Annotated in this window: 15 protein-coding genes; 4 read left to right on the top strand and 11 right to left on the bottom strand. The window is 46.0% G+C overall.

Features of this window, described 5'->3' with window-relative positions:
• Nucleotides 1-44: 44 nt before the first annotated feature.
• Nucleotides 45-974 carry a S1C family serine protease gene (locus tag VDIS_RS11235; RefSeq protein WP_013337378.1) on the bottom strand — a complete coding sequence of 310 codons (930 nt, stop codon included), beginning with the start codon at nucleotides 972-974 and terminating at the stop codon, nucleotides 45-47.
• Nucleotides 975-1,056: 82 nt separating this feature from the next.
• Between VDIS_RS11235 and VDIS_RS11230 the strand changes: the two genes are divergently transcribed.
• The gene (locus VDIS_RS11230) at nucleotides 1,057-1,992 is read left to right on the top strand and encodes a 60S ribosomal export protein NMD3 (protein WP_013337377.1); all 936 of its coding nucleotides are present in this window, start codon (nucleotides 1,057-1,059) and stop codon (nucleotides 1,990-1,992) included.
• 44 nt (nucleotides 1,993-2,036) lie between these two features.
• Nucleotides 2,037-2,354 carry a translation initiation factor aIF-1A gene (locus VDIS_RS11225; protein ID WP_013337376.1) on the top strand — a complete coding sequence of 106 codons (318 nt, stop codon included), beginning with the start codon at nucleotides 2,037-2,039 and terminating at the stop codon, nucleotides 2,352-2,354.
• A 2-nt stretch (nucleotides 2,355-2,356) separates the two neighbouring features.
• On the opposite strand, the gene VDIS_RS11220 is transcribed toward VDIS_RS11225, so the two are convergent.
• From VDIS_RS11220 to VDIS_RS11185, 8 genes are all read right to left on the bottom strand, one after another.
• Nucleotides 2,357-3,151 carry an electron transfer flavoprotein subunit beta/FixA family protein gene (locus VDIS_RS11220; protein ID WP_013337375.1) on the bottom strand — a complete coding sequence of 265 codons (795 nt, stop codon included), beginning with the start codon at nucleotides 3,149-3,151 and terminating at the stop codon, nucleotides 2,357-2,359.
• Nucleotides 3,151-4,131 (bottom strand): electron transfer flavoprotein subunit alpha/FixB family protein, encoded by a 981-nt coding sequence (locus VDIS_RS11215; RefSeq protein ID WP_013337374.1) that lies wholly within the window; start codon nucleotides 4,129-4,131, stop codon nucleotides 3,151-3,153. The genes VDIS_RS11220 and VDIS_RS11215 overlap by 1 nt, the downstream gene beginning before the upstream one ends.
• A gap of 1 nt (nucleotide 4,132) precedes the next feature.
• Complete coding sequence (locus VDIS_RS11210; protein WP_013337373.1) at nucleotides 4,133-5,257, bottom strand: (Fe-S)-binding protein; 1,125 nt, start codon at nucleotides 5,255-5,257, stop codon at nucleotides 4,133-4,135.
• A gap of 6 nt (nucleotides 5,258-5,263) precedes the next feature.
• Nucleotides 5,264-8,653 (bottom strand): hydrogenase iron-sulfur subunit, encoded by a 3,390-nt coding sequence (locus VDIS_RS11205; RefSeq protein WP_013337372.1) that lies wholly within the window; start codon nucleotides 8,651-8,653, stop codon nucleotides 5,264-5,266.
• Nucleotides 8,654-8,657: 4 nt separating this feature from the next.
• Entirely contained in the window at nucleotides 8,658-9,248 is a 591-nt protein-coding gene (locus VDIS_RS11200) for a 2-oxoacid:acceptor oxidoreductase family protein (protein ID WP_013337371.1), read from the bottom strand.
• A gap of 111 nt (nucleotides 9,249-9,359) precedes the next feature.
• A complete protein-coding gene (locus VDIS_RS11195) occupies nucleotides 9,360-10,196 on the bottom strand; it encodes a thiamine pyrophosphate-dependent enzyme (RefSeq protein WP_013337370.1) in 837 nt (278 codons plus the stop codon).
• Complete coding sequence (locus VDIS_RS11190; RefSeq protein WP_013337369.1) at nucleotides 10,193-11,374, bottom strand: 2-oxoacid:acceptor oxidoreductase subunit alpha; 1,182 nt, start codon at nucleotides 11,372-11,374, stop codon at nucleotides 10,193-10,195. The genes VDIS_RS11195 and VDIS_RS11190 overlap by 4 nt, the downstream gene beginning before the upstream one ends.
• On the bottom strand, nucleotides 11,358-11,663 hold the full coding sequence (locus VDIS_RS11185; RefSeq protein WP_013337368.1) for a 4Fe-4S dicluster domain-containing protein: 306 nt from the start codon (nucleotides 11,661-11,663) through the stop codon (nucleotides 11,358-11,360). The genes VDIS_RS11190 and VDIS_RS11185 overlap by 17 nt, the downstream gene beginning before the upstream one ends.
• A 236-nt stretch (nucleotides 11,664-11,899) precedes the next feature.
• Here VDIS_RS11185 and VDIS_RS11180 point away from each other — a divergent pair, with 236 nt between their 5' ends.
• Together VDIS_RS11180 and VDIS_RS11175 are read left to right on the top strand one after the other, a co-directional pair.
• Nucleotides 11,900-12,775 (top strand): serine protein kinase RIO, encoded by an 876-nt coding sequence (locus VDIS_RS11180; RefSeq protein ID WP_013337366.1) that lies wholly within the window; start codon nucleotides 11,900-11,902, stop codon nucleotides 12,773-12,775.
• A 72-nt stretch (nucleotides 12,776-12,847) separates the two neighbouring features.
• Entirely contained in the window at nucleotides 12,848-13,192 is a 345-nt protein-coding gene (locus tag VDIS_RS11175; protein WP_013337365.1) for a hypothetical protein, read from the top strand.
• Here VDIS_RS11175 and VDIS_RS11170 read toward each other — a convergent pair.
• Entirely contained in the window at nucleotides 13,180-13,515 is a 336-nt protein-coding gene (locus VDIS_RS11170; RefSeq protein ID WP_013337364.1) for a hypothetical protein, read from the bottom strand. The two genes, VDIS_RS11175 and VDIS_RS11170, sit on opposite strands and share 13 nt — an antisense overlap.
• A gap of 73 nt (nucleotides 13,516-13,588) precedes the next feature.
• Complete coding sequence (locus VDIS_RS11165) at nucleotides 13,589-14,128, bottom strand: hypothetical protein (RefSeq protein ID WP_013337363.1); 540 nt, start codon at nucleotides 14,126-14,128, stop codon at nucleotides 13,589-13,591.
• Nucleotides 14,129-14,173 lie beyond the last annotated feature (45 nt).

Below are 14,173 nucleotides of genomic sequence, written 5' to 3'. Positions count from 1 at the left end.
AACTCATTAGCCTTAATTTTTAATAATTCCTTAGAAAGTATAACTTAGATACTGACCTTAATCCTATACCTTGTCCTACCCCTGACCACCGTTAAATCAAAAACCCTATTACCCTCAATAAACCTCCTGGCCAGGTGAACCTTTAGTTGCACTATACTTGATAATTCCTCGTCATCTATTGCCGTGATTACGTCACCCTGCCTAAGACCGGCATCATCAGCTGGGGAGCCAGGTAAAACACCAACTACGAGAACACCCCTATCCACGGGCAACCTAAAGTACCTGGCCATGGGTTTGCTGAGGTCAACGCCGTATATACCTAACCTAGGCCTAACAACCCTACCGAACTTTAGTATTTCATCAATAGTTAACTTAACCAGGTTTATCGGAACGGCAAACCCAATCCCCTGGGCACCAGCTATTATTGCGGTGTTCATGCCAACAACCTCACCATCGAGATTAAGCAAGGGACCTCCTGAGTTACCTGGATTAATAGCTGCGTCTGTCTGTATCAAGCCCTCAAGAACGCCCATGGGTGTCCTTATGCTCCTACCAATTGCCGAAATAACGCCTAAAGTTACTGTTGGCTCACCGAGAAGGCCCAGCGGATATCCTATCGCTATTACCATCTGCCCCACCTTAAGTTTATCGGAATCGCCAAGTTTGACGGACTTAACTGAGCGGGCACCCTCAACCCTAATTAACGCAGCGTCAAATTCAGGATCTCTACCTAGTAATTCACCTTCATACTCATCACCGTCAGGTGTTACCACGACGAGCTCCGTCGCATCCTGCACCACGTGGTTTGCCGTAACCACGTGTTTATTATCGATGAAGAAGCCCGTGCCGAGACCCCTAACTGGCGTCGCATTTAACCACTCATCAACCATGAGCCTAGTCGTTATTATACTTACGACTGAGGATTTCATCTCATTGACGATGTCTATAATTCTTGATTCTACGTCCTTACTCACAATTAATTCAATGCGCTTGGTGTATTAAGTATTATGGTGATGGAAAGGATTTATTTAACCCACTTGAAAACGCCAATGAGAAATGCGCAAGGTATGTGCGTTGTGTGGTAGGGAGACTGACATACTAATTGAGGGATTATGCCCAGACTGCTATAGGAAGACCCACCCACTTGCCAGGGTGAAGAGGGATGTCGTGGGTATCGTTAGGTGCCCAAGCTGTGGTGCGATACTCTATAGAGGTAGGTGGGTGAGGGATCCAAAGGTCATTGAGAAGTTAATACTTGAATCCATTGAGTACATGGGTAGGGTCACCAATGCCTCTATTGAAACCCTTAGCTTAAGGCATGGGTTAAATACGGCGGTTGTTAAGGTTAGGGGTTCGGTTCATGAACTCATTAGCGACTATGATGAGGAGGTGCAGGTTAAGGTTAGGTATAGCGAGGAGCTGTGCCCGAGGTGTAGGGATATGATTAACGAGAGGGAGAGAGCCGTTGTTCAGATTAGGAGTATCATACCAATGAGTGGTCAATTGAGGCGGTTAATAATCGATATCGTTAGGAAGGAAACAATCAAAGATGAGAGGAGCGGTTTCCTTAGGGTTGAGGACGTGGGGGAGGGCTTCGACATTAAGTTGTCGGATCAGGGTTTGGCAAGGACCATAGCCTATAAGATACATAAGGCCGTGCCTAGTAAAGTAACTGAAAGCCAGAGTGTGGTTAGGGGACGCGGTGATAAGGTGGTTACTAAATTAAGTATTAGTGTTATCCTCGTCCCCCTTACTCGTGGTTCAGTGATCATTTACTCGAATAGGCCTTATTACGTACTCTCTTATTCACAGGGGACGTTTAAGTTAATGGAGTTAGGCAATAGGGAGGTCATTAATGTTAAGTTGGGTGATATTATCAAGGGCAATGTTGCTGTGCCAAGTTACGAGGCTAGATGCATTGAAAACCAGGGTCTAAAGGCCCTGGAAATCGTGATTGGCAGTGATAGGTACGTACTTAATGATATGTGCTGAGGATGAAGGTTGGGTTTATAAAGGTATGAGATTTAATATCGTAGATGCCCAAGGAAAACCAACAGGGTAGTAAGGTGCGACTGCCTGGGGAAGGCGAAATGCTTGCTAAGGTTATTGAACTCGTCGGTGATGATAGGGCAAAGGCCGTTTGCCAGGACGGTAAGGTTAGACTCGTTAGAATACCAGGTAAGTATAGGAAGAAGATGTGGCTTAGGGTTGGTGATTACATACTGGTTGCACCCTGGGACTTCGAACCAAATAGGGCGGATTTAATATATAAGTACGAGAAGAACGAGGTCAATGAGCTAAGGCAAAGTGGTTACGCGGATGTTTTGAATCAATTAGATGAGTTGGCGGGGTAATTTCATTTTAGGCCAAGTCTCTTAATGAGCTCCTTAGCTATTTCCTCAGGACTACCCTCAATGAACTGGCGTAGGCGCTCACGAGGTCTCAACTCCTTTAATTCAGTAACGGCGGTTAACGAACCCTTAAAGCCAACCTCATCCTCGGTAAGCCCAAGGTCCTTGATACTCCATACCGTAGTCTTAAATTGGCTCTGGGCCCACTGCAACCTCTCAAAGTCTGGGAACCTTGGCGTGTTCACGCCGAGCTCCACGGATATTACCGCAGGCATCCTGACCTTAACAATCTCATAACCTCCCTTAATAGTCCTCTTAATGATTATTGAATCCTCAGTAACGTCAATAACCTGGGAGACGTAAGTCACCGCGGGAATCCCCAGCCATTCAGCAATGCCAGGTGGTACCTGGCCTGTTGAGCCATCTTCGCTCTCCTCACCGGTAATGATGAGCGAATAATCACCGATCTTCTTGATAGCTGCTGCAAGCACCTTTGACGTTACAAAGGCATCAGAGCCTCCCAGGGCCCTATCGCTTATTAAAACTGCGTCATCGGCGCCCATGGCTATGCCCATCTTTATGAATTGATCCCAGAATGGCGGTCCCATGGATAGTATTATGACTTTACCACCATACTTCTCCTTAAGCTGTAGTGCGAGCTCAAGGGCATTCTTATCAGCTGGGTTTATCTCATTCGTAGCCTTTGACCTATCAACAGTCTTTGTGACTGGGTCAAACCTTATTTCCTCGGGCTTTGGCGTCACCTTCATCGTGACTATTATGTTCTTGAGAGGAGCCATCACCTCCCACCCCTTAACTCCTTTATCAATGCCTTAAGAACATCAAATAAATCAGCCACAATACAATAATCACAATTCTCGAATATCGGCGCCTCCCTATCTGTATTAACCGCAACTATCGTGCCACAGTCCCTAATGCCATAAACGAAGTGTGGAGCACCGCTGGCGCCAAATACGAATACGGTCTTAGCCCTCAGTGAGACACCCGTGGTGCCTATTTGGTAGTCCCTGGGCATTATGCCCATGTCCGCGAGTGGTCTTGTGACGCCGACAGCAGCGCCTATTAGGTTTGCGAATTCCTTAATCAGCTCTAAATCACCTCCAGTCCCAAGCCCTGCCACAACGACTTTTTCAGCCCTTGATAGGTCAGGCATTGGTGAGGTCTTCTTCTCCACGAGTTCTATCCTACGTTTTCTTACCAAGTCTTCTGGGATAGACTCCATGATAACCGAAGCCTCCTTATCGCTTGGCCTCGCCTCGTAAGTTCCTGGACTAACCGTGGCCATTTCAGGCTTGCCTCCGGTGCAGACAACTGTGGCGACTATATTACCGCCGAAGCCAGGTACGGCCGTGACCAACTTTCTATCCTTCTCGTCTATGTCGACCATTATCACGTGCGCGCTAAGGCAGGTCCTAAACCTCACGGCTAACCTACCGGCTAGGTCCCTGGAATTCCTCGTGGCTGGCAGCAATAAGTACCTAGGCCTGTACTTATTGATTAGGTATACCATGACTTCAGTATAGGCATCACTATTGTAATGCCTTAGGTCTGGGTGGTCAACGGCTATGAGCTTATCGGCGCCATACTTAGAGGACTCCCGGACCAGGTTACCAACTTCATGACCCAGCAATATGCCGAGAACCTCCTCATTAAACTTCCTACCCAACTCACCAGCCCTCGTTAAAATCTCAAGTGATGCCCTCTCTAGCTCGCCATTGTCCTGCTCGATAAATACGGATATGCCCCTCCACTCACTCATGCTAATCACCCATAACACTATCTAGAAATTCCACTAGATCCATAACCTTTAAGTTTGTTCTCATGACCTTATTCGCATCCTCAAGCATCCTGAAGCAGTAGGTGCATGCCGTGAGCACTACCGAGGCGCCTGTGTCAACGGCCTCCTTCAACCTACGCTTTGATAATTCAGTGGATACCCTAGTCTCAAGGGCTATACCCCCACCACCAGCACCACAGCACAGTGACTTCTCCCTTGAGTGAACCATCTCAACAAGCCTAACCCCTGGTATTGATGTGATAACCCTCCTGGGCTCCTCAATGACCCTTTGATGCTTGGACAAGTAGCATGGGTCGTGGTAAGTCACAGTGATGTCGACCTTCTTATTAATTTTCAATTTACCACTACGTATAAGCTCATCGAGTAACTCAACGTAGTGAACTACCTTAACACCCTTAAGATACTTCTTAAGTGCGTATTCACAGTGTGGTGATAGTGTAACTATTATTGGAGCCTTAACATTATTCATTATTGAATCCCTGAGCTTAGTGGTGTATTCCTCATAAAATGCCTTATTGCCGGTGTGAAGTATTATGTCGCCACAGCAGGATAGACCAGTGTACATACCCACCTTAAGGCCTGCCTTAGTCAATACCCTGATCAAAGCCTTGATATGTCTCTGAAGCCTTGGGTCACCGACCGATAGGCAGCATGGGTATATTACAACGTCTGGATTCTCATTATTAATTAAACCACTGAATTGGGATAGGAACCTCCTCTTGTCGGTGACGGTGTAACCCCATGGGTTCTGGTTCTCGTATATCTTCCAGAGTATTTCATTAATCTTTGTTGGGAAGACCTTGGATTTCATGGCCATGGTCCTAATAACCTCCACGAGATTAACGATCTCGACATTATTGGGACACAGGGCCTGGCAGGTGCCACAGGTAACGCAGTCCCAAATGACCTTAAAGTCCTTTGGATCAACAACGCCAAGCTGAGCCTTCTTAACGATGAGCCTTATATTATAGGACTCATCAGTTATTGGGCAGTACGTGCTACATGTACCGCATTGGTAGCAGAGGCTTAGGGTGGGTACTAACTTAAGTAGTTCCTCCCTGAGTTCGAAATTAACGGTTACCGGCATCCCCCATCACCTTAATTGCTTGATTCTTTGTTTTGTCATTTCAATCTCCTCCTTGGTCACCGACTTAACAACCCTCTCAGCCTCCTTCATAGCCTCAACAAGGTCGACAACATCAGGCGCACCAAACAGCCTTAACTGGAACCTCTCATCCCTAACGCCTATGTTTTTTAGTCTCTTTTTCCAGTTTTCGAATCTTCTTACTGTGTTGTAGTTTGCGGTTATGTAGTGGCAGTCACCAAGCCTACAACCAGTCACAAACACACCGGCAGCACCAAGCTCAAAAGCACGCTTAACATGCTTCCAAGCCAACCTAGAACTGCACTGAAGCCTAATGATCCTCGCATAGGGCGGATACTGCATCTTAAATATACCGGCATTATCAGCAGCCCAATACGAACAATAGGCGCATGTGAACATTATCACCTTCTTCTCAGGCTCCTCAGCCAAAGCAGCCTCAACCTGAGCCAAAATAACATCATCACTCATGGCATCAAGCGTTATGGCATCCTGCGGACACTCAGCCACACACGCACCACAGCCCTGACAGGCGGCTGGTATGTGCTCAATCCACTTACCCGGAACACCCCTAATGGCGCCGTACGGACAAGCCTTAATACAGAGACCACACTTAGTACACTTGGACCAGTCAAACTTCGGTATGAACGGCTCCTTGGTGACATAGCCCTGGGCAAGCATCATTAACGCCCTTGAGGCAGCTGCATAGCCCTCGGCAATGGCCTCAGCCACGTTCTTTGGGCCCCTAGCTGCGCCAGCTATGAATATTCCCGGGGTCATGGTGTCCACTGGGCCGAGCTTCGGGTGGGCCTCCATCAGGAAGCCCTCCTGATCCTTAGAAAGCCTCAAGATCTTAGATGTCTCGTCAGTATCCTCACTGGGTACCAGACCTATGTTGAGGATTATGTTGTCAAACGGCACCTCAACATCATCCCCTAACTCAACGTCATGGACTATTAACTTATTAGTATCCATTCTTATGGCCTCGGTTAACTCAGCCTTCCTAGGAATCCTAATGAAGAGCACGCCAGCATCCCTAGCCTTCTTGTATAGGTCCTCAACCTCAGGATTCACGCCCATTATATCCCTATAGATTAGGACTACGTTCTTGCCCTGGCTCTTTAATTCAATTGCCTTACTAAGACCTACGGCACAGCAATACCTTGAACATCCTCTACCACTGGTCCTAGAACCAACGCAGTTTATTATTGCTACGTTCTTACCCTCGACGGTCTTACCATTTTCAAGGTCTAGCGTTGTTAATACCCTTGGATCCTTACCATAATTGAACTCTGTCGGTACGTAAGGCTTGGCCCCCGTGGCCACTATTATTGCGCCTACGTCGAGTTCGACGCCGTTGCTTAGGATAACGTGGAAGTTACCCGTGAAGCCAGACACATCCTTAATTGTTGTCCCAAGCATGAACTTAACACCAACCTCCTTAGCCTCCTCAACCATCCTATCAAGTAACTTCCTAGCCTCAATACCCTCAGGCTCAAGCCTATTTAAGCGCCTAAGCATGCCACCGCACTCATTAGACTTCTCAACAAGTATAGTTTCAATGCCTGCGCCAGCCAGCCCCGTGGCTGCCGCCAGCCCTGCAGGTCCACAACCAATGACCAACGCCCTCTTAATCACCGGCAGCTTTATTGTCTGTAATGGCACCATATGGTGGACCTTGGCCACGGCCATTTTTATCATGTCTTTTGCCTTTTCTGTGGCCACCTTCCTGTCGTTATGGACCCACGTATCCAGGTTCCTAATGTTCGTCATCTCCACGAGATACGGATTAAGACCAGCCCTCCTCGCAGAATCCTGGAAAAACCTCAAGTGCGTGACTGGCGAACATGATGCAACGACTACCCTATTCAATTTCTTCTCCTTAATCACCTGGGTTATCCTATCTAGTGATGATTTCGCACATGCAAATTGGAGATCCTCTGCATGAACTACGTCAGGCATTTGTTTAGCAGCCTCCACTAATGCGGGTACGTCAGCGACACCAGCTATGTTCGTACCACAATGACAGACGAAGACCCCGACCCTAATTGGGTATGGCTCTATGGTCTCCTCATACTTCTCCTCCTCAATCACCCCAGGGCTTGCATACCTAATCGCCTGCACCGCAGCGGCTAACCCGGTAACCACGGACTCCGAAATATCCCTAGGGCCACTCGCTGAACCGGCTACAAAGATTCCAGGCCTCGTCGTTAATGTTGGGTTAGCTGGGTCGGTCTTTACGAAACCAACCCTATTTAATGATATATTTAGTATTTTACTTAACTTATTCATATCGCCCACAGGCTTTACGGAGGGCGCTAGTACGACCATGTCATACTCATTTACAACGACCTTCTTATTCCTCGTATCCTCGAACCTAACAACGATCTTACCATTCCTCTCGCCAAGGACTTCAGGCCTACCCCAAACAATGTTTATACCCTCCTTAAGTGCTCTGTCGAAGAAGCTTTCGAAACCCTTACCATATGTCCTAACATCATTCATGTACATTATAGTCACATTTTTAATGCCATGAAGTACCTTAGCGTATATACCCTGCTTAAGCAGGTATGTGCAACAGAACCCGGAGCAATAATCATTATATCTATTATTTCTTGAACCAACACAGGACACAAGAAGTATATTCTCCGGCTCCTCACCAGTGCTCGGTTTAATAACGACACCGCTTGAGGGTCCCGATGCGTTAACCAATCTCTCGAACTCAAGCGACGTAACTACGTCCATGTACCTACCGTAACCATACTCCCCAAGTATATCGCCCTTCTCTAAGTCGAAGCCTGTTGATACAATTACGGCAGCAACATCACGCTCTATGACCTTAGGCATCATCGTGTATATTATGGCGTTCCTATCGCAAGCCTTGGCACACCTATCACATGGGAAGTAATTCGGTGGCTTATTCAAGCAGTGATCGATGTCGAGCATGTATATTCCTGGCTCGGCCTGTGGAAATGGTAGGTATATCGCCTTCCTGGCACCAATACCTGCTTCGAATTCACTAGGGACAATCACAGGACATACATCCTCGCATTGACCACACTTAGTACAGTCGTCAGTCACGTACCTTGGTTTAACAAGTATCCTAGCCTTAAAATCGCCTGGCGACCCTGTTAAGTCAAGTAATTCAGCGGGGGCGAGCAATTCAATGTATGGGTGCCTCGCAACATCACTTATTAATGGTCCTTCTATGCATATTGAGCAGTCGAGGGTTGGGAATGTCTTGTCGAGCATTGCCATCTTACCGCCGATGGCCGGGGACTTCTCAACAAGCGTAACCCTATAACCCATGTTAGCTAAGGCCAGTGCAGCTTCAATACCAGCAATACCACCGCCCAGGATAAGTATTCTATTGGTCGGCATCAAATCACCTTAACCCCTGTAAGTACTTCCTACCGTAATCAAGACCTGCCTGAAACGCCTTTATGTTCATTTCCTGAATCGAGGCATCGAGCTTACCGGCCCTCCTAGTCATATTCCTTATTGCGTTAATTATGTGCTCCTCTTTCAATAACGGCTCAAGAACGGCCGTTATGACACCCACTAAAACCACGTTCATAGTCAATCTCCTGCCGGTCACGTTCTCCGCAATTTCTGTGGCGGGTACCGGAATTACTAAATAGTCGTTTGCATCTGGAATTGACGGTTTATAGATTGTGCTCTCATAAATGAACACGCCGCCTTTACGAAGACGTTTAAACTCTAAACTAAATGCCTGCTGTGTAGTTGCGAGGAATATATCGGCCTCATCAACGAGTGGGTAATCAACCATCTCCTTAGCTATTATAAGGTCAGCCCTAGACCAACCACCCCTCTGCTCAGGGCTGTACGTTATTGTCAGCACTGAATCAAGACCTCCCATTGCCGCTGCCATACCAAGGAGCCTACCAGCAAAGACTATGCCATGACCGCCAAGCCCCATAAGCCTGATACGTATTTGGTCGAGCTGTTGTTGCATATTTTTCTATTGATAAATAATTATGAAACCTTAATAAATCTTATTCTAATTTGACAAAAATTATTTTAAATTATACGTAACTATAAGAAAAACGTTTAAAATCCATGATCACTATCCATACGATACTGGTCTCTCCCTTTTCACAAAATTTCCCAGGATAATCTTCCTCATGCTAAAGTCAATGTCTAGATCAGCTAAGTTTGCGTTATGATCTATCACAGGTCTCTCTTTTAGTACCTTCATTAAATCAACAGCATCACCCATGGCATTTCTATCGGTATAGATAATGCAGGGTGATAATACCTCAATTACTGCGAAACCCTTAACCTTAAACATCTCGAGGAGAGATTGATAAAGCTCATTCTGATGAAGAACCGTCCACCTAGCCACGTATGAGGCTCCCGCGGCATACGCCAGTAATGGTACGTTGAATGGATTCTCGTAATGGCCATATGGGGATGTAGTCGTCTTGGCACCCTTAGGCGTGGTTGGGCTGTACTGACCACCTGTCATTCCGTATATGAAGTTGTTTACTATTATTACGTTAATGTCGTCATTCCTCCTAGCCGCATGTATGAAGTGGTTACCACCAATGGCGAGGATGTCACCGTCACCGCCGACCACGGTTACCTCAAGCTCTGGATTCGCCATCTTTAGCCCAACGGCAAAGGGTATGGCCCTACCATGGGTTACGTGGTACGCATCAAGCTTTAGGTATCCACCAATCCTACCCGTGCAGCCTATGCCTGTGACTATCACGTGCTTCTCAATGGGTATCCCCGAATTCTTTATAGCCCTAGCCAATAACTTTAGTAGGATTCCTAAGCCACAGCCAGGGCACCAAATGTGTGGTAGCCTATCGATCCTTATTAAGTCCTTAATATCCTCATAAGACTTGGGCAGCTCCACCTTAATACCGGTGGTTGTTACTTCGGCCTCCATGCTCATCCTTCGATCACCTTCTTCACATTGTTTACCACATAATCAGGGTCAGGGATATAACCGGGGGCGTAGGGTATATGCTCCACAGGAACACCCCTAGAGAATTCCCTAACCACGTGGTACATCTTCCCCATGTTCACCTCCACGGTTATGAACTTCTGAACACCCCTAGAGACTAGGTTCTCCACGACCCAACCAGGGAATGGCCACGCGGTCTTCGGCCTGAGCATGCCGACCCTATAACCCTGCGTCCTCAACACTTTTATCGCCCTTCTCACAGAACCTGATGTTGAGCCGTAGGATACAATAACGTACTCCGCATCATCAAGCATGTACTCCTCCCACTCAGCTATCTCCTTCTCATTCTCCCTAATTTTACGGACAAGCCTCATCACCAACTTGAATGATGCATCCTTATCGGTTGTTGGGTATCCCTTATCAGTGTGTGTCAATGACTCATTGTTAACCCTATAACCAGTACCCGCTATTGCCATTGGAGGCACCAGGTACCTGCTATCATAGGGCAAGTACTGGTCTGGGGGTACCGTGGGCTTCGGCCTCTCGATAATCTCTATTTCATCAAACTCAGGGACTCTAACCTTACCATACATATGCCCAACTAATTGATCAGAGAGTACGATGGCGATGACCCTGTACTTCTCAGCCATGTTGAACGCCTTTATCGTGAAGTCAAAGGCCTCCTGAGGGTTGGCGGGTAAGTAGGCCACTATCTCGTAATCACCATGTGAGCCATACTTAGCCTGAAGTATATCACCCTGCCCAAGCAATGTTGGTATTCCAGTTGATGGGCCGGCCCTCATTACGTCAACTATTACCGCCGGTATCTCGAGCATTGAGCCAAGCCCAATCTCCTCCTGCATTAGTGAGAAGCCTGGGCCCGATGTCGCGGTCATTGATTTAACCCCCGCCGCTGACGCTCCGAGCACGGCCATTATACTGCCTATCTCGTCCTCCATCTGTATGAACTTACCACCAACCTGCGGTAGCCTATACGACATGTACTCCGCTATCTCATTTGATGGGGTTATTGGGTAACCAGCGTAAAACCTGCAACCAGCGGTTATCGCACCCTCAGCAACCGCTGTATTGCCGTCTAGGAAGTGAATGCCGGGCCTTAACAGTTTATCCAGGTCCTTCTTATAGAGCTCAGCCACCGTGGGCATGCCTACTCACCCCGTAGTACTTATCGTACGTTATGTACTCCTCGGAGACAACAGTGATTGCGAAGTCAGGGCAAACCTTCTCACACATTCTGCAAGCTACACAGTCAAGTTCCTTACCTGGTTTAATAACTGGGTAGTGATAACCCTTGAAATTAACGTCCTTAGACTCCTCAAGAACCCCGTTAGGGCAGAACTCAATGCAGAACTTGCAATCCTTGCAGAGGTCTGGATTAACGATAATCTTACCAATTGGTCTCTTCATCTTGTGGAGGTTAACGAGCCTACGCATGAACCATGTTTCGTCTTGCTGAACTAAAGCCATATTTCCTAAATTGTTTTTCATTAGAAATACTTTTAAATCTTTTTTCTTCTTCAATCGTACAATACCTACTAACTCTAGCCTTTTGCATACATTTTAATTCATTCTTATTTATTGAATTCATTAGAATATTTTCCATGAAAGTAAGCAAAACGAATCTTATGGACTAAACTGATATATAAAGTGCTGCATTATTCATTACCTCAGTGGGTACTCACGACATTGACAGGATTATTCGGGAGAGAGTGGAGAGTAGGAGGTTTAGGATAAAGGATGTTGATCAATTAAAGACCGTTGATGATGTATTTAATCAATACACAATAGACGCCCTAAGGGAGCTAATGAATAGGCGCGTTGTTGATGAGGTTTATGGACCAGTCGCGCAGGGTAAGGAGGCTAAGGTAATATGGGCTAAGGCGCCCGATGGTACTGACATAGCCCTAAAAATATTCTATACATCCACAGCCCAGTTCATTAGGGGTAGGTATAAGTACTTACTTGGCGATCCGCGATTTACTGGCGTTAAGATTACGAATACTAGGAAGCTCATTGAGTATTGGTGCAGGAAGGAGTTCAGTAATTTGGGTGATGCCTATAATGCAGGTGTTAGGGTGCCTAAGCCAATAACCTTCAATAGGAATATCCTGGTGATGGAATTCATAAGTTACAGGGGAGTTAGTGGTGTGCCGGCACCGTTGATTAAGGACGCACCACCAGAGGATCCTGAGTCTGCCTACCTAACGATAATTAAGTACATAGAGAAGGCATTCATTTTGGGTAGGATAATCCACGCAGATCTAAGTGAGTTTAATATTGTCAATACTGGTGATGAATTGGTGATTATTGATTGGGGCAGTGCCGTAAAGACGAACCACCCAAACGCCGTTGAGTTCCTACTTAGGGATATCGAGAATATTAATAGGTACTTCAATAAGGAACTCCATGTTAAGACACTTGATGGTAAGGCATTACTTAACGCCCTACTGCGTAGGTATGAGTATAGGGGTGATGTGAAGAGTGATGAGGATGGATGGTTATTAATAAATGATAAGAGGATAATTGATGATTTGACGAACGTATGAGTGGAGTTTGAACCGTAATACCTGGGCAGTAGCTTAATATAATGCTCATTTCCAACGTAGTATTAGGTATTAATGGCACTCCCGATACCACCTGAACCCAGGGACATTAAAGATAGGATAGTGAAGAGAAGGAGTGTATGCACTGGGCCTGGCTGCGACTCCTTCTCCGTATGGTTTGGTAATGAGGTTGCGAGGTATTTATGGGAACATTGGAGCAGGGAATTAGCTAGGATAGGCATTAATTGGCAGAAGTTCCTTTCAATACTAAGTAACCATACCCAGGAATTAATTGATTGGGCAATCAGAAATACGCTAGCCTGGAGTGACTTGATAAGGATATTAGCTAATGACTTGTCACCTGGTACGGAGGTCACAACCACGGGTAGGAAGGGTGGGATACTTGATTATTTAGGTTGAATGGCTTGATTTCTATTACCCTTTTCACCCTGCTTCATCAATGATTCATTAATTATACGTATTAGTTCGCAAATCTCCTCGCAAATACTCGATGGCTTTATGTCCGTGTATACGTACTCAATTATCATTAGGGGTGTTGCATACGTATTGACCCAGAACTCAGCAAAAAGCCTTTCACCCTTATCCACCAGGTGCACCTCCATATTGTGATTATCACTAAATCGAATCATGTACCTAGACCCATCAATAAATGACTGTCTCTCCACGGAACTCGCGTTACAGGTCCTCATGAGTAAATCAGCCACCAAACCAGCAACGCGCATACGTTAGTTTTTCGCATTACCTATTTTTAAAATCATGCTATTCCGTAACCTACGTAATACCAACTTAGGATTTTTACTTAATAATGATCGTATCATCGTCATCGTTCGAATGAGACTTGAACATCATAATAAAGAACTTATACAATGATGATAACTTATTGTTTAATAAATCCTCAACGAGTTGCCATGAAGTGGTCAACAAACCTGCATCATAAAGTGCAAGCCCAAAGCCGAGGTAATGATCGCCAACCAACTGTGGGTCTGAGATCGTAAGCCCTAGACCTGCATAATGAATTATCGATATGTAGGTGAAGTATATCAACGCTATCATGAAGAATGCGATGTACGTTATCATAAGCGCCTTAGCCTTAGACGATAGCCTGCCGAAGCTACCCCTTAATTGCTTGATCATAGTTATTGATGAGATAATAAGCATCGAGAGCATAAACATAAACACAGGCGTTATCACAAGTATTGTTAAGTCCGCAGTACCGTAAATCCACAACTCAGTAAGTACGTAATCCACGGCAATAGCCATGGCCAGGGCAGACACTAGCGACATTATGTATACGTACCGCACATAGTCCTGAATGCCTCCCGTATTAACCGACATACTACTCAAGCAATACCAATGTAATATCAATATTTAATACTAACA

It is taken from the genome of Vulcanisaeta distributa DSM 14429, from assembly GCF_000148385.1.
Lineage (GTDB): Archaea > Thermoproteota > Thermoprotei > Thermoproteales > Thermocladiaceae > Vulcanisaeta > Vulcanisaeta distributa.
The sequence above is the reverse complement of the archived record's forward strand: the minus strand, read 5'-3'. Positions and strand labels throughout refer to the sequence as shown.